At 68.5% G+C, this 20,462-nt stretch carries 16 protein-coding genes and 1 tRNA gene; all 17 read right to left on the bottom strand.

Going from position 1 to position 20,462, the window contains the following annotated elements:
• Positions 1 to 45: 45 nt before the first annotated feature.
• A complete protein-coding gene (locus IM760_RS10950; protein WP_204429139.1) occupies positions 46 to 1,296 on the bottom strand; it encodes an SAM-dependent methyltransferase in 1,251 nt (416 codons plus the stop codon).
• Positions 1,283 to 2,071 carry a DUF1365 family protein gene (locus IM760_RS10945; protein WP_204429138.1) on the bottom strand — a complete coding sequence of 263 codons (789 nt, stop codon included), beginning with the start codon at positions 2,069 to 2,071 and terminating at the stop codon, positions 1,283 to 1,285. Before IM760_RS10945 ends, IM760_RS10950 begins: the two co-directional genes overlap by 14 nt.
• A complete protein-coding gene (locus IM760_RS10940; protein WP_204429137.1) occupies positions 2,068 to 3,318 on the bottom strand; it encodes an NAD(P)/FAD-dependent oxidoreductase in 1,251 nt (416 codons plus the stop codon). The genes IM760_RS10945 and IM760_RS10940 overlap by 4 nt, the downstream gene beginning before the upstream one ends.
• On the bottom strand, positions 3,315 to 4,769 hold the full coding sequence (locus IM760_RS10935) for an FAD-binding domain-containing protein (RefSeq protein WP_204429136.1): 1,455 nt from the start codon (positions 4,767 to 4,769) through the stop codon (positions 3,315 to 3,317). The genes IM760_RS10940 and IM760_RS10935 overlap by 4 nt, the downstream gene beginning before the upstream one ends.
• Positions 4,747 to 5,643, bottom strand: coding sequence for a MerR family transcriptional regulator (locus tag IM760_RS10930; protein WP_204429135.1), 897 nt, complete (start codon positions 5,641 to 5,643; stop codon positions 4,747 to 4,749). The genes IM760_RS10935 and IM760_RS10930 overlap by 23 nt, the downstream gene beginning before the upstream one ends.
• Before the next feature lie 10 nt (positions 5,644 to 5,653).
• Positions 5,654 to 6,628, bottom strand: a complete 975-nt coding sequence (locus IM760_RS10925) for a YbgA family protein (RefSeq protein ID WP_204429134.1) — start codon at positions 6,626 to 6,628, stop codon at positions 5,654 to 5,656.
• An 809-nt stretch (positions 6,629 to 7,437) separates the two neighbouring features.
• Entirely contained in the window at positions 7,438 to 10,086 is a 2,649-nt protein-coding gene (locus IM760_RS10920) for a nitrate reductase (protein ID WP_204429133.1), read from the bottom strand.
• 3 nt (positions 10,087 to 10,089) lie between these two features.
• On the bottom strand, positions 10,090 to 10,446 hold the full coding sequence (gene nirD / locus IM760_RS10915) for a nitrite reductase small subunit NirD (RefSeq protein ID WP_204429131.1): 357 nt from the start codon (positions 10,444 to 10,446) through the stop codon (positions 10,090 to 10,092).
• A gap of 18 nt (positions 10,447 to 10,464) precedes the next feature.
• On the bottom strand, positions 10,465 to 13,020 hold the full coding sequence (nirB, locus tag IM760_RS10910) for a nitrite reductase large subunit NirB (RefSeq protein WP_204429129.1): 2,556 nt from the start codon (positions 13,018 to 13,020) through the stop codon (positions 10,465 to 10,467).
• A 14-nt stretch (positions 13,021 to 13,034) separates the two neighbouring features.
• A complete protein-coding gene (locus IM760_RS10905; protein WP_204429127.1) occupies positions 13,035 to 14,315 on the bottom strand; it encodes an NAD(P)/FAD-dependent oxidoreductase in 1,281 nt (426 codons plus the stop codon).
• Positions 14,316 to 14,326: 11 nt separating this feature from the next.
• Positions 14,327 to 15,208, bottom strand: coding sequence for an ABC transporter ATP-binding protein (locus tag IM760_RS10900; protein WP_204429125.1), 882 nt, complete (start codon positions 15,206 to 15,208; stop codon positions 14,327 to 14,329).
• 27 nt (positions 15,209 to 15,235) lie between these two features.
• Positions 15,236 to 16,237: an ABC transporter permease gene (locus IM760_RS10895; RefSeq protein WP_204429123.1), complete on the bottom strand. Its 1,002-nt coding sequence runs from the start codon at positions 16,235 to 16,237 to the stop codon at positions 15,236 to 15,238.
• Between the two features lie 23 nt (positions 16,238 to 16,260).
• Positions 16,261 to 17,661, bottom strand: a complete 1,401-nt coding sequence (locus IM760_RS10890) for a CmpA/NrtA family ABC transporter substrate-binding protein (protein WP_204429121.1) — start codon at positions 17,659 to 17,661, stop codon at positions 16,261 to 16,263.
• A gap of 410 nt (positions 17,662 to 18,071) precedes the next feature.
• A tRNA-Lys gene (locus IM760_RS10885) sits at positions 18,072 to 18,147 on the bottom strand.
• Between the two features lie 80 nt (positions 18,148 to 18,227).
• Positions 18,228 to 18,896, bottom strand: a complete 669-nt coding sequence (queC, locus tag IM760_RS10880; protein WP_204429119.1) for a 7-cyano-7-deazaguanine synthase QueC — start codon at positions 18,894 to 18,896, stop codon at positions 18,228 to 18,230.
• 40 nt (positions 18,897 to 18,936) lie between these two features.
• On the bottom strand, positions 18,937 to 19,578 hold the full coding sequence (gene queE, locus IM760_RS10875; protein WP_420838124.1) for a 7-carboxy-7-deazaguanine synthase QueE: 642 nt from the start codon (positions 19,576 to 19,578) through the stop codon (positions 18,937 to 18,939).
• A 90-nt stretch (positions 19,579 to 19,668) separates the two neighbouring features.
• Positions 19,669 to 20,457, bottom strand: a complete 789-nt coding sequence (gene ybgF / locus IM760_RS10870) for a tol-pal system protein YbgF (protein ID WP_204429114.1) — start codon at positions 20,455 to 20,457, stop codon at positions 19,669 to 19,671.
• Positions 20,458 to 20,462 lie beyond the last annotated feature (5 nt).

Genomic DNA, 20,462 nt, shown 5'->3' with positions numbered 1-20,462 from the left:
GCGCGGACGGCAAACTATACCATATTGATCGGCGCGGCACCGCGTTCAGACCAGTCGTTCCGCCGGCCGGTAGTCCGGCCCCGCCGCCAGCAAATGCACGGTGCTGATGGCGCGTTCCATGAAGGCGCCCTGGCAGTAGCACAGGTAATAATCCCACATCCGGCAGAACCGTTGGTCGAAACCCAGTTCGCGGATCCTGGGCAGGGCGCGCAGGAAGCGCTCTCGCCAGTCCGCCAGGGTGCGACCATAGTGCTCGCCGATGTCCTCCAGCCGCAGCGGCGTCAGCGCGGTGTTGTCGCGCAGCCCCTGGCACATCACCGACACCGACGGCAGAAAGCCGCCCGGGAAGATGTAGCGTTTGATGAAATCCACCCGGTCGCGGGCGTAGGCGTAGCGCTGATCGGGCACGGTGATGGCCTGCAGCAGCAGCAGGCCGTCGGGCTTGAGCCGCTCGCCGAGCACGCGGAAATAGCCGTCCAGATACTGGTGCCCCACCGCCTCGATCATTTCCACCGACACCACCCGGTCGTAGCGGCCGCGCAGGTCCCGGTAGTCCTGTTCCAGCACTTCGATGCGGTCCTCCAGGCCGGCGGCGCGCACCTGCTCGCGGGCGTAGCGGGCCTGTTCCCGGGAAATGGTGGTGGTGGTCACCCGCACGCCATGGTGGCGGGCGGCGTGCAGGGCCAGGCCGCCCCAGCCGGTGCCGATTTCCAGCAGATGCTGGCCCGGCGCCAGTTCCAGCCGCTGACAGATGCGCTCCAGCTTGTACTCGGAGGCGGTTTCCAGATCCGCGTCCGCATCCGGATAGACGGCGCTGGAATACATCATGCTGCGGTCCAGAAACAGGGCGAAGAAGTCGTTGCCCAGGTCGTAATGGGCGGCGATGTTGCGGCGCGAGCCCGCCGGTGAATTGCGGTTCAGGGTGTGCAGCACTTTCAGGGCCGGCCGGGCCAGCAGGGCGGCGCCGCCTTCCAGGGCGCGCATGGCCTCCACGTTGGCGGCGAAATAGCGGATCACCGCCAGCAGGTCCGGGCTGTCCCAGGCGCCGGCCATGTAGGCTTCCGCCGCGCCCAGAGCACCGCCGGTCATCATCGCCCGGTAGGTGTCCCAGTGGTGGATGTCGATGTCGGCGCCGAACCGGCCCGCGTCCCCGATGACCACCACCTCGCCGTCCGGCTCGCGCAGGGTCACGCCACCGTGGGGCAGCTTCGCCAGATGCGCCTGCACCTGCTTTCTCGCCACACCCTGAATCCAGGACGGGCGCGGAGTCGCCAGAGCTTTTTCACCGTCCATCATGTGTTTTTTCTCCGTTCTCACCATCCCCACCTCCGGCCCGGGGGTGCGCGTACACCGGCACGCCCTTACGCCAGAGCTTCCAGGCCTGCCGGTAAATCCCCGCCAGGGTACGCACCCCCTGGGCGCCGAAGCGGGCGATCACCGCCGTCATCGCCGGCGGGCGGGCCTCCAGCATGGCCAGATCCAGGCCGGCGGCGAACACCGTTCGCTCGCCCTCCCGGTCCCGCAACGTTAGGCGCAAGGCGGGAAATAGGGCGTGAAGGGTCCAGTGGTAGCGTAGCGCCAACGGCAGAAACGGCGATACGTGAAACTTTTTGTCGTGCTCCACCACCTGTTCGCCGTTCTCCTCACGGAACCGCAGCGGGTAGAAATGCCGCTCCCGCCAGGGCGTATTGCGCACTTCCGCCAGGGCCGCGTCCGGGCGGTCGGCGCCGTCGGGAAAATGGAAGTACAGCACCAGAGGATTGAACAGCACGCCGAAGGTTCGCCACTGGCCGAGCATGCAAACCCGCCCGGCGCGCCAGTCGAGGCCCAGCTCGCCGGCCTTGGCGCGCACCTTGTCGTCCAGCGGGCGGTCCCGCTGGTCGACGAAGTCCCGGTCCCGGAACGTCACCGGGCGCCAGCGGCGCCCCCATCCGGCATGCCGCTCCAGCAGCTCGCCGGTGGCGTCCAGGTCGCACCACACCAGCCACAGCGGGTAGCGGAAGCGATGGTCCACCGGCTCGAAGCGACGGTGCCAGACATGGCCGCGGGCCAGCGCGAAACGGGGAATCACGGCGTCTTCTCCAGGCCGCGCACCACCGCCAGGGCCGACGCCACGCCGTCCTCGTGGAAGCCGTTGCGGCACCAGGCGCCGCAGAACCAGGTGCGCCGGGTGCCGTTGTCCGCCAGCAGGGTGTCCCGGGCGGCGAGCCCGTCCAGGGTGAACAGCGGATGGTCGAAACGCACCCGGTGGAGGATGCGCGCCGGGTCGATGCGGTCCCCGGCGTTCAGCGTGACGCAGAAGGTTTCCGGCGCGTCCAGGCGCTGCAGGATGTTCATGTTGTAGGTGACCTGCACCGGCTGATCGTCGGCGGCGTCGCCCAACAGGGCGTTCCAGCTGGACCAGACCCGGCGACGGCGCGGCAGCAGCCGGGTGTCGGTGTGCAGCACCACGTCGTTGCTCTGGTAAGGCAGACGCGCCAGACAGTCCCGCTCGCGGGCGTCCGGGTCCGCCAGCAGCGCCAGGGCCTGGTCGCTGTGACAGGCCAGGATTACCTGGTCGAAACGCTCCGTGGCGCCGTCCAGGGTCAGGGTCACGCCCTGGTCGTCGCGGCGCACCTGGCGCACCGGCGTGGCGGTGCGGATCTCCGCCTGACAGCGCTGCCTCAGCGCCGTCACGTAGCTGCGCGAGCCGCCGGGCACCACGTACCACTGCGGCCGGTTGCGCAGCGCCAGCAGGCCGTGGTTGATAAAGAAACGCACGAAAAAGCGGGCCGGAAACGCCTCCATCTGGGCCAGGGAACAGGACCAGATGGCGCCGCCCATGGGCAGAATGTAGTGGCGCCGGAACGCCTCGCCGTAGCCCCGGGCGCGCAGGTATTCGCCCAGCGGCTGTTCCCCTTCCTCATGCTCCAGCAGCGTCGGAGCCTCGCGGTTGAAACGCAGAATGTCGGCGAGCAGGCGCCAGTGACGGCGGCTCACCCAATTGCGGCGCTGGCCGAAGAAGCCGCGCAACCCGTCGCCGCAATATTCCACGCCCTGGCGGGCGTCGCTCACCGCGAAGCCCATGGCGGTGGGCTGCCGGCCGATGTTGAGCTCCGACAGCAGCGCCTCGAAGTTCGGGTAGGTGCGGTCGTTGAAGACGATGAAGCCCATGTCCACGGCAAAGTCGCCGTGGTCGCGGTGCACATCCAGCGTGTAAGTGTGGCCGCCGGGCTCCGGCTCCGCTTCGAACACCGTGACGCGGTGGCGCTCGCCCAGGTACCAGGCGGCGGTCAGTCCGCTGATGCCGGCGCCGATCACCGCGATGCGCTGATTCATTGGCCGTTCTCCTGCTGCCGCCAGGCGTCGCCGGCCTGCCGGAACGCCTGTTGCACGAATTCCTTGACGCCCTTGTGGGCGACGATGGGCGCCGGGTAATCCGGGCACAGCAGCGGCTGCTTCCAGGGCTCGTGGATGCTTTCGTCGTCCAGTTCCGCCAGTTCCGGCACATAGCGGGCGATGAACCGCCCCTGCGGGTCGAACCGGTGGCTCTGGCGGATCGGACTGAACACGCGGAAGTACGGCGCCGCGTCGGTGCCGGTGGAGGCGCTCCACTGCCAGCCGCCGTTGTTGCTGGCGAAGTCGCCGTCGATCAGATGCTGCATGAAGAAACGTTCGCCCCTGTGCCAGTCGATGAACAAATGCTTGCTGAGAAACATGGCGGTCAGCATGCGCAGCCGGTTGTGCATCCAGCCGGTCCGCACCAGCTGGCGCATGGCCGCGTCCACCAGCGGATAGCCGGTGCGTCCTTCGCACCAGGCCTGAAAATGCGCGTCGTTGTCGTGCCATTGCAACAGCCGGGTTTCCGGCCGGAACGGCGCCCCCGTGGCCAGTTGCGGAAAACGATGCATGATCTGGCGGTAAAAGTCGCGCCAGGCCAGTTCACCGATCCAGGTGGCGGCCCCCTCCCGGGCGCCGCTGTCGGCCAACGCCCGGCGCGCCGCCAGATAGGCGTCCAGGGGCGCCAGGGTGCCGGCGGACAGGGCCGTGGACAGGCCGCTGGTGCCGGGCTCGGCGGGAAAGTCCCGGTAGCGTTTGTAGTCGCCCAGCTGATGCTCCACGAAGTCGTAAAGCTGCCGGTAGGCGGAGGTTTCCCCGGGCTGCCAGGGCGCGGTGAGGGTGTCCGGCAGGTCCAGGCCGTCGCGCAGCGCCTCGACCCGGTCGCGGCCGTGGAAACGGCCCTTTTTCGACGCCCCGGAGGAGGCCGGCCAGGCCGGCGCCGGCAAGGCGCCCGGGTCGGCGTCGTCCATCCACTGATCCCAGCGTTTCTTGTAGGCGGTGAACACCGTATAGGGCGTGCCCTTGCCGGTGCTCAGGGTGCGCGGCGGCACCAGCACGCCGTCGTCGAAACCGTGCAGCCGCACGCCGTCCTGTTCCAGACGCCGGGCCACCGCCCGGTCCCGGTTCAGCTCGTTGAGCGGGTATTCCCGGTTGCAGAAAATCTCGCGCACGCCCTGCTCCGCCACGAAGTCGGCCAGGGTGTCCACGGCGCCGTCGAAATCGCCGGCGTCCAGCACGTGCAGATCGATGCCCTTGGCGGCCAGGGTGTCACCCAGTTCCAGCAGGCTTTCCAATACGTACCAGCGACGCAGCGGCGCCACGTCGTGATCGTCCCATTGCCGGGGGCACAGCAGATACAGGGCGATCACCGGATCGCCGCCGGCCAGCGCCTGGGTCAGGGGCGTGTGCCCGTGACAGCGCAGGTCATTACGAAACCAAACCAGTCGCACCGGCGTCTCCTCTTTTGTCCGCGTGTTCGTTGTCCGCGTCGTGAAGGGCGGCGTCCCAGGCCGCGTACAGGGCGGCCCGGTCGCCGGGTACCCGCCGCAGCCAGGGCGGGGTGATCAATTCATCGGTGAGCGCCGGGCCGGTGCACCAGGCCGGCAAGTCGGGCGCCGCGTCGGCGGGCCACAGCTGGTCGGCGCGGCGACGGCCCGGGTGTTCGCCCAGTACCCACAGCACGCCCCGGGTGCGCGGGTCCGCCAGCCAGGGCGCCAGGGCGCTCCAGGGCGGCGCATCCTCCAGACACCAGACCGGCGCGCCGCGTGGCACCGCCCGGCTCAGCGCCGGCAGCGGGTCGCCCACCGCCAGCACCAGCCAGGCCGGATCGCGGCGGCCGGGGGCCAGGGCCAGCGCCCGACCGCCCAGTTTCTGGCGCAAAAAACTGTCCAGCAGCAGCCGCGCGGCGGCGCCGTCCGGCCGTGCCCGCAGATGCTCGCGCAACGGGTCGCAGCACTGCGTGAGCACCTTCTCCAAGGCATAGTCCGCCACCAGGCGCTGGAACCATTGCTCCAGACGCGGCACGTTGCGCGCGGCCAGCGCCGCCAGGCCGTCCTCGGCGGCGCGCCGCCAGGGGTCGCCGGCCAGCACCGGGGCGTCCTCGCCGTCCAGCACCGCGCGCACCTGCCCGATGGGCAGGCCCCGTTCCAGCCAGGCCAGGATGCGACGGATGCGGCGCAGATCCGCCTCGCCGTAGCGGCGATGGCCACGCGCCGTGCGCGCCGGCCGGATCAGGCCGTAGCGGCGCTCCCAGGCGCGCAGGGTCACCGGCAACACGCCGGTAAGCTCACTGATCGCCTGGATGCTGTAATCCGGGGTAGTCATGGACGATGCCTCAGACACGGTTGCGCAGACCCAGGGCGTCCGGGTAGGGATTGAGATACTGCTGACGGGCCAGGTAGGGCTGCGCCACCTTGCGCTGCGCCCCGCGCAGCAATGTCATCGGCACCACCAGCGGCACGTCGCCGCGGTGGTAGGCCTCGATCTGCTCGTGCAGCAGGCGCCGGTCCGCGTCCTCCAGGTGGTCGCGCAGGAAACCGGCCAGGTGCAGCATGGCGTTGACGTGGGCGCCGGGTGATACCCGTTGGGCCATGGCCGGCATGAAGGCGCCGATGTAGTCGTCGGCGATCTCGTCCAGGGGCCGGCTCTTCAGGTCCGCCAGCATCGGTCCCAGGCGCCGGTAGGTGGCCTCGCTGTGGGCCAGCAGCTGGAATTTGTGGCGGCTGTGGAACTCGATCAGCCCCTTGGCGGTGAGCCCCTGCTCGCGCAGGCGGCACCAATCGTCATAGACGAACACCCGCTCCACGAAGTTCTCGCGCAGGCGGTCGTCGTTGAGCCGCCCCTCCTCTTCCACCGGCATCAGCGGATAGCGCGCCATCAGCGCGCCGGCGAACAGCCCGCTGGCGTCGCGGCGGCCCACTTCGCCGTCTTCCCGGTAGACCCGGATGCGCTCCATGCCACAGCTCGGCGACTTGGCCATCAGCACGAAGCCGCGCAGCCCGGCGAGGCCGTCCAGAGTGCGGTCCACGAAGCCGGTCATCAGGTCGGTGAAATCCCGGTCGCCCCGGGTCGCCTTCAGCCGCACGCCCTGGTCGGTGTCCACCAGATGCATGGCCTGCCGGGGGGTGGACAGGCCGGCGCCCATTTCCGGGCACAGGGAGTGAAACCGGAAGTAGCGGGACAGCACCTCGGTGCAGTAGCGCGAGTGCTTGTGGCCGCCGTCGTGGCGGACCTCGCGGCCCTGCAGGCAGGCGCTGATGCCCACCGGAATGCGGTCGTCGTGCGGTGCGGAGCAGTGATCGCGGTCCATGACGGTCTACCTGTACAAGTGATCGAACTTGTACAAGTTTGGGCGGGAACCGATGAACGGATTGTGAAGCCGCGCGGGCGGGTTTTTCGGGGGGCACATTTAAAGCTGTTTTACACACGGCGGCGGGGAATCGTGAGACAGTGAATCTGCGTCGCCGGCCACGGACGGTCACCGCCTCCCCCAGGGCGTTAAGCGACGCGTATCCCCCTTCCTTCAGGCAATGAAGGATCCCCCAAGGCCACCTTCCCCCGGGTGGCCTTTTTTTTGCTTTGGCGGGAAGTCTCTCTCCATCAGGGGCGCGGCTCAGGGCGTGACGCCCTTCCGGGAACGCCGCGAGTCCCCGCAAGCGGGCCCGGCCACCCATCACAGATGGGCGGCGTTCAGCGGCGCGCGAAGCCGTGCTTCGCAACACGCTTGCCTCACCCCTGTAGGCTCCCTTTCGAACGTCCTGTTCTCAAGGGTCCCGGAAGGGCGTCACGCCCTGAGCCGCTGAGCAGTGATCCTCGGCGCCACGGTCGCTTCAGGCGTTTGGTGGAGCAAGAATCGGTGCCTGCCGGCTCAAAGATGGGCTCTACGGAGCCGCCCCCTCCACCTACCCCGGTTCATCGTTGTTGGAACCCGGAACGGTTCCTCTACCTCGAAGCGGAGCTGGGTGGGGGCCTTCCGGGACCCTTTTTGGCAGGGATGCCAAAAACGGGAGCGCCCAGGGATGGCTTGAGCGATCCCGGAAGGCCCCCACCCAGATCCGCGTCCCGGATAGATGCCTCCCGCATCGATTCCCGTCAAAGCGCGATGAACCTTTTTTCCCCTCAGCCGTCCAGCAGCTGTTTCAGCTCGGGCAGGCAGGAGCCGCAGTTGGTGCCGCACCGGAGTGAGCGGCCCAGCGCTTCCACGCTGCGGTCGCCGGCGTCGATGCGCGCCCGGATGGCCCGCTCCCCGACCTGGAAGCAGGTGCACACCACCGGGCCGTCCCCGGCGCCACCGTCGGGGGCTTCGCCGCCGAGCAGGGCCCGCCGCTCGTCGTCCTCCAGCCGGTCCCGTTGCAACAGACCGCCCAGCCAGTCCCGCTCGGGCAGCGCGCCGGCGGGGTGAATGAACAAGGCGCCGATCAGACGGCCGTCCCGCACCGCCACCCGGCGGAAGTGGCCCGCCGTGGGGTCCTGCAGGTCCAGCCATTGCGGCGCTTCCCCCTGCCCGGCCTCGCCGATCAGCGTGGCCAGACGACGCCGGGCGCGGTCCGGTTCATCGTCGCCGGCCAGCTCGAACAGATGTCCTCCAGGCAAGGGGCTGTAACTCCAGTACAGACAATCCGGGTCGCCGCGCCGGACCCGGGTGATCAGAAAACCCTGCCAACGCACCGCGCAGGGCGTCACCCGGACCCGGGCGAACTTGGATTGCGGCTGGCCGGACAGCGGGTCGGTGATGGCCGGCACCAGGGCGCCCAGGCGCGCGCGGGCGCTGAACGGGCTGCTCCAGTGCATCGGCACGAACAGCTCGCCGGGGCGCTGGTCGGTGGTGATCCGCGCGCGCACGATGATCGCGCCCAGGCGGTTTTCCACGTGCGCCAGCTGGCCGTCCTCGATGCGGTGACGGCGGGCGTCCCGGGGGTGCAGGGCGACGAAGGGCTCGCCGATGTGCTGGAGCAGGCGCGGCGACTTGCCGGTGCGGGTCATGGTGTGCCACTGATCGCGGATGCGACCGGTATTCATGATCAGCTCCCCGGCCCCGGGCGGGTCGTCGGGCAGCGCGGCGGTGATCGGCACGAAGCGGGCGCGACCGTCGTCGGTGTGGAAGCGGCCATCGTCGAACAGGCGCCGGCGGCCACGCGGCCAGTGCCGGTTGACCGGCCAGCGCACCGGCGTCAGGGCGTCGTAGCCGGCCTGGTCCAGCGCCGCCAGGCCGCTGATGTCGAACGCCCGCCGGCCGTCGTTCTCAAACCCGGAGAGGGCCGCGTGCTCGGCGAACACCTGGGCGGGATGGCGCCAGCCGAACGCCTCGGCGTAACCGAGGCGACGGCCCACCCCGGCCAGCGCCCACCAGTCCGGGCGCGCCTCCCCCGGCGCCTCCAGGAAAGGCCGCTGGCGGGAAATGCAACGCTCCGAATTGGTGACGGTGCCGTTCTTTTCGCCCCAGGTGCAGGCGGGTAGCTTGATGTCCGCCATGCGCACGGTGTCGGTATCGCCCATGCAGTCGGACACCACCACCGTGGGGCACCGCCGCAGGGCCTCGCGCACCCGGTCCGCCTCGGGCAGGCTGACCAGCGGATTGGTGGAAAGAATCCAGATAAACCGGATCCGGCCGTCGGCCACGGCCTGGAACAGGTCCACCGCCTTGAGGCCGGGCTCACTGGCCATGTTGGGGGCGTTCCAGAAGCGCTGTACCCGGTCCACGTCATCGGCGGCGAAGTCCATGTGCGCGGCCAGCTGGTTGGCCAGCCCGCCCACCTCGCGGCCGCCCATGGCGTTGGGCTGGCCGGTGATGGAAAACGGCGAGGCACCGGGCTTGCCCACCCGGCCGGTGGCCAGATGACAGTTGATGATGGCGTTGCACTTGTCGGTGCCGGTGGCGCTCTGATTGATGCCCTGGGAATAAAAAGTGACGGTGCGCGGGCGCTCGGCGAACCAGTGGAAGAACCGCTCGATGTCCGCTTCGCGCAGATCACAGCGTCGTGCCAGATCGGCCAGGGAACCGCTGTCCGCCTCGGCCCTGGCCAGGGCGTCCTGGAAGCCGCGGGTGTGGTCGCGAATATAGTCCCGGTCCAGATGGCCGTGCCGGGCAAGCCAGGCCAGCAGCCCGTTGAACAGCAGGCCGTCGGCCCCGGGACGCAACGCCAAATGCAGGTCGGCCAGGTCACAGGTGGCGGTGCGGCGGGGGTCGATCACCACCACCCGGACGTCGGGCCGCGCCTTCCTGGCGGCGACCATGCGCTGGTACAGCACCGGATGGGTCCAGGCCGCGTTGGAACCCGCCAGCACCAGCAGGTCGGCCTGGTCCAGGTCTTCGTAGCAGCCGGGAACACTGTCGCCGCCGAAGGCGCGCTTGTAGCCGGCCACCGCCGACGCCATGCAAAGCCGGCTGTTGGTGTCCATGTGGGCGCTGCCGATGAATCCCTTCATCAGTTTATTGGCGACGTAGTAGTCCTCGGTCAGCAGCTGCCCGGAGCCGTAGCAGGCGACGCTGTCCGGACCGTACCGGGCCAGGGTGTCGCGCAGCCGTCGCGTCACTGCGTCCAGCGCCGTGTCCCAGCCCACCCGGGCGCCGTCCACTTCCGGATAAAGCAGCCGGTGACGGAGATCCAGGGTGTCGTGGAGCGCCGCGCCCTTGACGCAGAGCCGGCCCCGGTTGGCCGGATGGGATTCAAGGCCGGCCACCGCCTCGCCGGCGCCCTGCACGGCCACCCCGCAGCCCACGCCGCAGTACGGACAGGTGGTTTCGGTCACCGGGATACGCGCGGCCATGGTTCAGGTGCCGGTCCGGTTGAGCGCCGCCGCCGGCGGGCGCAGTGACACCTTGTCGCCGTCCAGCTTCACCTCCCAGACCGGCACCGCGACGTCGCCCTGCTCCAGACAGGCGCCGGTGAGCAGGCTGAAGTGCTGCTTGTACAGCGGCGAGGCCACCACCAGTTCGCCGCCGACGTCGCCGACGATACCCCGGGACAGCACGTTGGCGCCGCCAATCGGGTCCCGATTGCCGATGGCGTAAAGCGGCGGCGACTGGTCCGGCAGGTAGAACAGCGCCACCTGCTCACCATCGACCAGCGCGGCCACGCCGCCGCCGGCCACCAGATCCTGTCGGGTACAAACGTGCTGCCATGACATGCTCGTGCTCCTTCCGTTTCAAAGGCTGAGGGTCTCGATGCGATCGGCGGGGTCGTGCTCGGTGGCGGGACGGGGCTGGCCCCGTTCGCGCACGAAGCGAATGTCCCGGTCCGGCGTGTCCGCGTTGACGAAGCTGCGAAAGCGCTTGAGCTTTTGTTCGTCACCGAGCGTGGTGCGCCATTCGCACTGATAGCGCTCGCGCACCACCGCCATCTGCGCCTCCAACTCCCCGGCGATGCCGAGGCTGTCGTCGATCACCACCTGGCGCAGGTAATCGAGCCCGCCTTCCAGGTTTTCCAGCCACACCGAGGTACGCTGCAACCGGTCGGCGGTGCGCACGTAGAACATCAGCACCCGGTCCACCAGCCGCACCAGCGCCTGGTCGGAGAGGTCGGTGGCGAACAGATCCGCGTGGCGGGGACGCATGCCGCCGTTACCGCATACGTACAGGTTCCAGCCGTTCTCGGTGGCGATCACGCCAATGTCCTTGCTTTGCGCCTCGGCGCATTCCCGGGTGCAGCCGGAGACCGCGAACTTGAGTTTGTGCGGCGAGCGCAGCCCCTTGTAGCGGTGCTCCAGCAGGATCGCCATGCCGACGCTGTCCTGCACGCCGTAGCGGCACCAGGTGGAGCCGACGCAGGACTTCACGGTGCGCACCGACTTGCCGTAGGCGTGGCCGGTCTCGAAGCCCGCCTCGATCAGCTCTTCCCAGATCAGCGGCAGCTGCTCCAGACGGGCACCGAACAGGTCGATGCGCTGACCGCCGGTAATCTTGGTGTAGAGATCGTATTTGCTCGCCACCCGGCCCAGGGTCATCAGTTTTTCCGGAGTGATCTCACCGGCCGGCACCCGCGGCACCACCGAGTAGGTGCCGTCCTTCTGCATGTTGGCGAGAAACACATCGTTGGTGTCCTGCAGGCCCACGTGTTCGGGTTCCAGGATATGGTCGTTGTGGATGCTGGCGAGAATGGAGGCCACCGCCGGCTTGCAGATGTCGCAGCCAAGGCCCTTGCCGTGCGCTTCGCGCACCTCCGAGAAGCGCTTCAGCCCGCCCACCAGAATCAGGTGGTACAGCTCCTGGCGGGAATACTCGAAGTGCTCGCAGAGATGGTTGTTCACCTCCACGCCGCGCGCTTCCAGCCCCGCGTCCACCACGCTTTTCAGCAACGCCGCGCAGCCGCCGCAGCCGGTGGACGCCTTGGTGGCGTCCTTGATGTCGGCCAGCGAACAGCACCCGTTGTCCAGGGCCGCGTTGATGGCGCCCTTGGACACGTTGTGGCACGAGCAGATGGTGGCGCCGTCCGGCAGCGCATCGGCGCCCAGCGCCGGCGGCGCGTCACCGGCGGGCAGAATCAACGACGCCGGGTTATCCGGCAGCGGGATGCCGTTGAGCATGTACTGCAGCAGGGTGTCGTAGGCGTCGCAGTCCCCCACCAGCATGGCGCCGAGTACGTACTTTTGGTCTTCGCTGACCACCAGCTTGCGGTACACGCCGGCCACTTCGTCCTGGAAGCGGTAACAGCGGGCGCCGGCGGTGCGCCCCTGGGCATCGCCCACCGAGCCCACGTCCACGCCCATCAGTTTCAGTTTGGTGCTCATGTCGGCGCCGGTGAAATCGCCGGCTTCGTTATTCAGCACCGCGGCCACAGTGCGCGCCATGGTGTAGCCCGGCGCCACCAGCCCGAAGATCCGGTTGTTCCAGAGCGCGCACTCGCCGATGGCGAAAATCGCCGGGTCCGAGGTGCGGCACTGATTGTCCACCACGATGCCGCCCCGCTCGCCCAGCGTCAGGCCGGCCTGACGGCCCAGGGCATCCTGGGGGCGAATGCCGGCGGAGAACACGATCAGGTCCGTTTCCAGCGGCGCCTCGCCTTCGAAGTTCATGCGCAGGGCGTGGCGCTCGCCGGCGTCGATCCGCTCGGTTTTGCGGCCGGTGTGGATGTGCACGCCCAGCGCTTCCACTTCCTGGCGCAGCAGCGCGCCGCCGGTTTCGTCCAGCTGCACCGGCATCAGCTGCGGCGCGAATTCCACCACATGGGTTTCCAGCCCCAGCAGCCGCAGGGCGTTGGCGGCTTCCAGGCCGAGCAGGCCGCCGCCCACCACCACCCCGCGCTGGGCGTTGCCGGCAAGGCGCTTGATGGCGTCCAGGTCGTCCACGGTGCGGTACACCAGGCAGTTTTCGTGTTCGTGGCCGGGGATCGGCGGCACGAACGGATAGGAGCCGGTGGCCAGCACCAGGGCGTCGTAGTCCTGCCGGACGCCGGCGGCGGTGCGCACGGTTTTGTTGGCCCGGTCGATCTCCACCACCGGGTCGTTCAGGTGCAACGTCACCCGGTTGTCCCGATACCATTGTTCCGGGGACAAACACAGATCCTCCGGGGTCCGGTCGTCGAACAGCGCGGACAAATGCACCCGGTCGTAGGCGGGCCGGCTCTCGCCGGCGAACACGTGCATCGTCCAGGGGCTGTCGGCGCCCTGCTCGGCCAGCGTCTTCACCAGATGGTGGCCGACCATGCCGTTGCCGATGATCACCAGGTTGCCCGAGGTGGGAAGTACGGGTTTGTCGTCCGTCATGGTCTTGCCTCCTGTTATGCCACTTCCACCGGAAGACCGGTCTCGTGGGCGTCGTCACGGGTCGGATGGGTAAGCAGAATGTCGCGCAGCGCGCCCAGGTCACGGCCGCTTTGCAGGGCGTGCGCGTACCACTGGCTGTGACGCACATCGCCCACCAACAGCACGCCGCGCAGGCGGCCGTTTTCCAGAATCAGTTTTTTGTACACACCGGCGGCGGCATCGCTGAGCCACAGGGTTTGCTGACCCTCCGCCGCGTCCACCGGCCCCAGGGTGTGGATGTCCAGACCGCTGACCTTGAGGCGCGTGAGCGGCGCCGGGTCGCGGTAGCGGGCCGTCTCGCCGCGCAGTACCCGGGCCAGCACCTCCGCCTGGGCCCGCACCGGCGCCACCAGGCCATAGGTGTTGCCCTGGAACTCGCAGCATTCTCCCAGTGCCCGGATGCGCGGGTCGGAGGTACACAGAGCGGCGTCGACGCGAACGCCGGCCCCGCACTCCAGGCCGGCGGCCCGCGCCAGCTCGCGGTTGGGGGTGATGCCGGTGGCGAAGACCACCAGATCGGCGGGCAGCGTTCGCGACACGCCGCCCTCTTCCACCTCGACACCGGTCACCGAGGTGGCGCCGAGAAGACGCCGGGGATCACAGCCGGTGCGCACCCGGATGCCCCGATCGGAGAGCGCCGCCCGCAACAGGGCCGACGCGCTGGCGTCGAGCTGCCGGTTCATCAGCACCGGCCGCCGGTGCACCAGGGTCACGTCGGCGCCCAGGCGACGCAGGCCGACGGCGGCCTCGACGCCAAGCAGGCCGGCGCCGACCACCACCGCCCGGGCGCCGGGGCGTGCCTGGCACCGCTCGCGCAGGCGCCGCGCATCCTCCAGGGACCGGAAGCCGCCGACACCGGCCAGGGTGTCGACGCCGGGCAGCGGCGGCAGCGACGCACGCGCGCCGGTGGCCAGCACCAGAGTGTGGAAGTCGACCCACTCGCCGTCCTCGCAGAGCACCCGGCGGCGGCGGCGGTCGATGCCGGTGACCCGCTTGCCCGGGCTCACCGTGACCCGGCGCGCCCGGTACCAGCTTTCATCGCGCGGCGAGATCGAGGGCAGATCGGTTTCTCCGCCCAGCAATGGCGACAGCATGATGCGGTTGTAGTGGCGCACCGGCTCGTCGCCGAGCACCCGCACCGACCACGGGTGGTCCGTGCCCAGGTGGCCGATCAGGCTGTCCGTGGCCAGGCCATTGCCGACGATCACCAGACGGCGCCGTGGCCGGTGGCCTGAGGTGACGGTCTCTCCGATCATGACGCGGCCCCTCAGGCTCGCCGGCCGAGCCGGTGCACCAGCCCGGCCACCCCACCGCGCGACGCCGCCCCGGAGGCGCCGGCGTCGTCCGGCTCGCGGGCCATCTCCACCACCTTGCGCTGCTTCTCGTAGAGAAAGCGGAGCACTTGCTGGCGGAAGTGGTTGTAGGCGCTGTTCTCGGCCAGGGTGACGCGGTTGCGCGGGCGTGGCAGATCGATGTCGAGCACCTCGCCGATGGTGGCGGCGGGGCCGTTGGTCATCATCACGATGCGGTCGGACAGCAACACCGCCTCGTCCACGTCGTGGGTGATCATCACCACGGTGTTGTTCAGGTCCCGCTGAATCTCCATCAGCGAATCCTGCATGTGCGCCCGGGTGAGCGCGTCCAGCGCTCCGAACGGCTCGTCCATCAGCAGCACCTTGGGCCGCATGGCCAGCGCGCGGGCGATGCCGACCCGCTGCTTCATGCCGCCGGACAGTTCGTCGGGACGTTTGTGCATGGCGTGGGCCATGTGCACCAGTTTCAGGTTGTGCTCCACCCAGTCGCGCATCTCCGCCCTGCTCATGCGGCCGCGAAACACCTGGCGCACCGCCAGCTGCACGTTCTCGAAAGCGGTCAGCCAGGGCAGCAGTGAATGGTTCTGGAACACCACCGCCCGGTCCGGGCCGGGTTCGTTCACTTCCTTGCCGTCCAGGGCCACGCCGCCCTCGCTGGCCCGCAGCAGGCCGGCGATGATGTTCAGCACCGTGGATTTGCCGCAGCCGGAATGGCCGATCAGGGAGACGAACTCGCCTTTACGGATGCGCAGCGACAGCCCGTCCAGGGCCCGGAACGGCCCCTGCGGGGTGGGAAAATCGATGCTCACCTTGGAGATGTCGAGATAGTTGCTCATGACAAGGGTTCCTCTTGCACGGCGGGTTCAGCGCAGATCCGTGGATTTGTCCCAGGACGCCAGGCTCTGCGCCGCCAGCATCAGCCGGTCGAGCAGAAAGCCGATGGCGCCGATGGTGATCACCGCCACCATGATCCGGCTCAGCGAATCGGAGCTGCCGTTTTGAAACTGGTCCCAGACGAACTTGCCCAGCCCCGGGCTCTGCGCCAGCATTTCCGCCGCGATCAGCACCATCCAGGCGATCCCCAGGGAGGTGCGCAGGCCGGCGAACATCATCGGCATGGCGGACGGCAGCACGATGGTGCGCACATGGGTGGTCCAGCCCAGCCGCAGCACCCGGCTCACGTTGTTGAGATCGGCGTCGACGCCGGCCACGCCCACGGCGGTATTGATCACCGTGGGCCACAGGCAGCACAGCATCACCGTGACCATGGAGGTGATGAACGACTTGGGCACCAGCGGGTCCTGGCTGACGTAGACGGCGCTCACCACCATCGTCACCAGGGGCAGCCAGGCCAGCGGCGACACCGGCTTGAGCAACTGGATCACCGGGTTGAAGGCGCGATACAGGGTGCGGCTCAGGCCGATCAGAATGCCCAGGGGAATGGCCAGAAGAGAGGCCAGCACGAAGCCGGCGGTCACCGTCATCAGGCTGGTGAGGATCTGGTCGATAAAGGTGGGGCTGCCGGTGTAGGGGAAGAGCCTGGGCTGGTAGGACGGATCCATCGCCTGCCGCTCCGCGTTGCGGGCGCGCTGCCGCTCGTAGAAGGCCTGTTCCTCGCGGCGCTCCGCGGCGTGCTCCTCGAGCAGGGCGGCGCCCTGCCCCCACACATCCAGCGGCCCGGGGAAGGCCCCCAGCGAAGTATGGATGCGCGGCGCCGCCAGGGCCCACAGCAGCAGGAACACGGCGATGCCGGCCAGCGGCACCAGCAGAACATTGCCCAGTGCCCGCGGGAACACCGCCCGGTGCCCGCCGCCGACGAGCCTGAGCCAGGGCTTGAGTCCGGTTTGCCGGCTGATCGAAGTCATCTCACTCTCCTATCGCCGCCGCGCTACAGGCGCTGGTCGGCTTTCAGACCGATGGGGAATTGTTCGAGATAGGCATTGGGGTGACGGCCGTCGTAGGTGATGCCGTCGATGAAGCCGGACTGGGGCGGCTTGAACCCGTCCTCGCGGTCGAAATCCGGGAAGTCCGAGGCCTGCATCCGGCCTTCCTCGATCAACGCCCGGGCGGCCACCGCATAGATGTCCGGGCGGTACACCCGGCGCGCCGTCTCCCGGTACCAGTCATCGTCCTTTTGCTCCGGGATCTGGCCCCAGCGCCGCATCTGGGTGAGATACCAGATGGCGTCGGAGTAGTAGGGGTAGGTGGCGTTGTGGCGGAAGAACACGTTGAAATCCGGGATCGGCCGCTCGTCCCCTTTTTCGTATTCAAAAGTGCCGGTCATGGAATTGGCGATCACCGCCTCGTCGGCGCCCACGTATTCGCTTTTGGCGAGGATCCGGACCGCCTCGGGACGGTTGGCGTTGTCGTTCTCGTCCAGCCACTTGGCGGCGCGGATCAGCGCCTTGATCAGACGGGCATGGGTGTTGGGGTACTGACGGGCCCAGGCTTCGCTGACGCCGAACACTTTTTCCGGATTGTTTTTCCAGATTTCGTAATCGGTGATCACCGGCACGCCCACGCCCTTGAACACCGCCTGCTGGTTCCAGGGTTCGCCCACGCAATAGCCGTGGATGGTGCCGGCCTCCAGGGTGGCCGGCATTTGCGGGGGCGGCGTCACCGACAGCAGCACCTCGGCCTGAAGCTGACCGGAGGTGTCGCCTTTGGCGGGCGCGTAGAACCCCGGGTGGATGCCACCGGCGGCGAGCCAGTAGCGCAGCTCGTAATTGTGCGTGGAGACCGGGAACACCATGCCCATCTTGAACGGCTCGCCCCGGTCCCGGTACGCCTTCACCACCGGCTTCAGGGCCCCGGCGCTGATCGGATGCACCGGCTTGCCGTCCCGGTGCTCGGTGTTCTTCTTCATCTCCGCCCACACCGAATTGGCCACGGTGATGCCGTTGCCGTTCAGATCCATGCTGAACGCGGTGATGATCGGCGCCTTGGTGCCATAGCCGATGGTGGCGGCCAGCGGCTGGCCGGCGAGCATGTGGGCGCCGTCGAGCCGCCCATCGATGACCCCGTCGAGAAGCACCTTCCAATTGGCCTGGGCCTTCAGCGAGACATAAAGCCCTTCGTCCTCGAAAAACCCTTTCTCGTAGGCCACCGCCAACGGCGCCATGTCGGTGAGCTTGATGAAACCCAGCGTCAACTGAGGCTTCTCCGGCCAGCCGATGGCGGGCTCGGCGGCGGACAGGCCGGCGCTGCTCAGCACCGTCAGACTCACCACCGCCAGCCGGGTCAGCCACCGGCCAGGGGCGAAGCGTTTGCAAAAACGGGCCTTGCGCATGGTTTCCTCCTATCAATGAGCTTTTTGCGATCGGCAAAAAAAAGCGCCCACCACGTTCCCGTGGTGAGCGCCTTTGCTCGTTTACCCGCAACTTGTGGGCGGGACCGGCCTGCGTCGGCCGGCCCCGCGAATCATGAACTCCACAGAGGTTATTCAAGTTCCATGCCAGCCCCCGAAACGGGCCCTGGCCCGCCATCAGGCGGCGAAGGGCCGGGAGGGCTGCGCCAAAACGGGGCGGCGTGCGGTGGCATGGTGCGCCGAGGGGGTGCGATGGAGGGTGCGGTGGAGGGGGTGCGATGGAGGGTGCCGATAAGGATGATGCGGCAGGGAGGCCGGGGAGCGGCTCGGGCGCTGAACCCGCGCGGGCCGCCAACGAAAAAAGCCCGCCGGAGGCGGGCTTTTTCGGGGTTTGGTGGGTCGTGATGGGCTCGAACCATCGACCAATTGGTTAAAAGCCAACTGCTCTACCAACTGAGCTAACGACCCGTCGAACGAGGCGCAAATAATACGGATTTATTTCCGGATGACAAGGGTTGAGGCGGAATTTTTTCTCGATCGGGGCCGGATCACTGATAGATCGTTGGATCTTTGATCAATGCCTCCTCGAAGCCCTGGCGGCGCAGGCGGCAGCTGTCGCAGCGACCGCAGGCGCGGCCGTCGGCGTCGGCCTGGTAGCAGGACACGGTGAGGCCGTAGTCCAGGCCCAGTTCGGTGCCCCGGCGGATGATGTCGGCCTTGGAGAGGTGCATCAGGGGCGTGGCGATCTCGATGGGGTGGCCCTCCACGCCGGCCTTGGTGGCCAGCCCCGCCAGGGTCTGGAAGGCGTCGATGAACTCGGGCCGGCAGTCCGGGTAGCCGGAGTAGTCCACCGCGTTGACGCCAATATAGATGGCACTGGCGTCCACCACCTCGGCCAGGCCCAGGGCCAGGGACAGGAACACGGTATTGCGGGCGGGCACATAGGTCACCGGAATGCCCTCGCCGCCCTCCTCCGGCACCTCGATGGCGTGATCGGTGAGCGCCGAGCCGCCGATGCTGCCCAGGCCCAGTTCGATGACCCGGTGGGATTCGGCGCCCAGCGTCCTGGAGACCCGGGCGGCGGCGTCCAGCTCCGAGCGGGTGCGCTGGCCGTAGTCGAAGGCGATGGTGTGGCAGCGATAGCCCTGGTGGCGGGCAATGGCCAGGCAGGTGGCCGAGTCCAGGCCACCGGAAAGCAGCACCACGGCGGTGTTCATGGCGATTCTCCTGTTTGGCTGTGCAGGCGCGTCAAGCGGCTCAACGGCCGCGGGCGTCGTTCCAGAGCAGTTTGTGCAGTTGCAGCTGGAAGCGCACCGGCAGGCGGTCGGCGACGATCCAGTCGGCCAGGTCGGCGCCGCTCAGCTGGCCGTGCACCGGCGAGAACAGCACGTCGGAGACGCGCGCCGCCAGTTGGTGCTGGTCCAGCATGAAGCGTGCCCAATCATAGTCCCGCCGGTCGGCGAGCACGAACTTCACCTGGTGGTGGGGGCGCAGGTGCGGGATGTTGTCCAGCCGGTTGTTGTGTTGCTCGCCGGAGCCGGGCGCCTTCAGGTCCATGACCACGGAGACGCGCTCGTCCACCGGCGCGATGTCCATGGCGCCGCCGGTTTCCAGGCTCACCTCGTGGCCCCGATCACAGAGCGCGGTGAGCAGCGGCAGGCAGTTGGGCTGGGCCAGGGGCTCGCCGCCGGTGACGGTGACGTAGTGGGCGCCGTGGCCGGCCACCTGGTCGAGAATATCGTCCAGGGAGCGCTTCTCGCCGCCCTGAAAGGCGTATTCGGTGTCGCACCAGACGCAGCGCTGGGGGCAGCCGGTCAGACGTACGAAGACGGTGGGACGGCCCACGGTGCGGGCTTCGCCCTGCAGGGAATGGAAAATTTCGGTGACGCGCAGTTCCACGGTGATTCCGGGCTTGGGGACTGGGCCGGGGATTCTACCCGGTGCGGTCGCCCCCGGGAAGGTGGCCGGGGGCGGCCAGGGGTACGGCGGTCAGCCGCCGTTGAGCTGCTTGAGCATGGCCTGGGCCATCTCCGCTTCGGAGGCGTCCGGGAACTGCTTGATCAGCTTGTGCAGGGTGACCTTGGCTTCCGAGGTGTTGCCGGCCTGGGCCTGCAGGCTGGCCAGCTTGTACAGGCTGGTCGGCGCGCGACTGTGGTTGGGGTACTCGTCCACCACGGTCTGGAACTGCTGGCGGGCCTTGTCCAGCTGGGGCGTCTTCTGGTTGCTGTAAACCTCGCCCAGCCAGAAATGCGCATGGGCACGGAACTGCCCCTGCGGGAAATCCTTGAGATAGTTTTCGAAGGCGGTGGCGGCGGCGTCGAAATCCCGTTCGAGCAGCTTGCCACGGGCCGCGGTATAGGCGGCGCGATCCGCTTCCGGGTCGGCGGGGGCGCTGTTCTTGCCACCGTCGTCGCCGGCTTCGGCGTCGGTTTGAGGTGCGTTCTTGGTCTGATCGACCAAAGCGTTGATACGGGTATCCAGGTCCAGGTAGCGCTCGCGTTCGGCGGCCTTGAGGCGGTCCAGCTCGTGGCGCAATTCCTCCACCTGCCCTTGCAGGTTCTGGATCTGCTGCTGGTACTGCTCGATCTGCTGCATCAGCACGTAGAGGCCCTCGTCACCGCCCTGGCCGGCGGTGGCGGGGTTCGCCGAACCCCGGTCGCCGGAGGAGCCACGCTCCTCCACGACCAGGGGCCCGGTGGACTGCGCCTGGGCGCAGACCGCCGGGCCGGCAAGCAGGAACGCCAGGGTGGCGTGTTTGAATACCTGCTTGAAGCTCATCATCG

Origin of the sequence: Alloalcanivorax marinus (assembly GCF_016906305.1) — a bacterium.
Classification (GTDB): Bacteria; Pseudomonadota; Gammaproteobacteria; order Pseudomonadales; family Alcanivoracaceae; genus Alloalcanivorax; species Alloalcanivorax marinus.
This window is presented reverse-complemented; position numbering and strand designations above follow the sequence as displayed.

Coding starts and splice junctions, on each gene's coding strand:
- IM760_RS10940 (WP_204429137.1), bottom strand. CDS start 3,318: ATGAATCAGCGCATCGCGGTGATCGGCGCCGGCATCAGCGGACTGACC.
- nirB (WP_204429129.1), bottom strand. CDS start 13,020: ATGACGGACGACAAACCCGTACTTCCCACCTCGGGCAACCTGGTGATC.
- IM760_RS10930 (WP_204429135.1), bottom strand. CDS start 5,643: ATGACTACCCCGGATTACAGCATCCAGGCGATCAGTGAGCTTACCGGC.
- nirD (WP_204429131.1), bottom strand. CDS start 10,446: ATGTCATGGCAGCACGTTTGTACCCGACAGGATCTGGTGGCCGGCGGC.
- IM760_RS10950 (WP_204429139.1), bottom strand. CDS start 1,296: ATGATGGACGGTGAAAAAGCTCTGGCGACTCCGCGCCCGTCCTGGATT.
- queC (WP_204429119.1), bottom strand. CDS start 18,896: ATGAACACCGCCGTGGTGCTGCTTTCCGGTGGCCTGGACTCGGCCACC.
- IM760_RS10900 (WP_204429125.1), bottom strand. CDS start 15,208: ATGAGCAACTATCTCGACATCTCCAAGGTGAGCATCGATTTTCCCACC.
- IM760_RS10920 (WP_204429133.1), bottom strand. CDS start 10,086: ATGGCCGCGCGTATCCCGGTGACCGAAACCACCTGTCCGTACTGCGGC.
- IM760_RS10905 (WP_204429127.1), bottom strand. CDS start 14,315: ATGATCGGAGAGACCGTCACCTCAGGCCACCGGCCACGGCGCCGTCTG.
- IM760_RS10925 (WP_204429134.1), bottom strand. CDS start 6,628: ATGGACCGCGATCACTGCTCCGCACCGCACGACGACCGCATTCCGGTG.
- IM760_RS10895 (WP_204429123.1), bottom strand. CDS start 16,237: ATGACTTCGATCAGCCGGCAAACCGGACTCAAGCCCTGGCTCAGGCTC.
- ybgF (WP_204429114.1), bottom strand. CDS start 20,457: ATGAGCTTCAAGCAGGTATTCAAACACGCCACCCTGGCGTTCCTGCTT.
- IM760_RS10890 (WP_204429121.1), bottom strand. CDS start 17,661: ATGCGCAAGGCCCGTTTTTGCAAACGCTTCGCCCCTGGCCGGTGGCTG.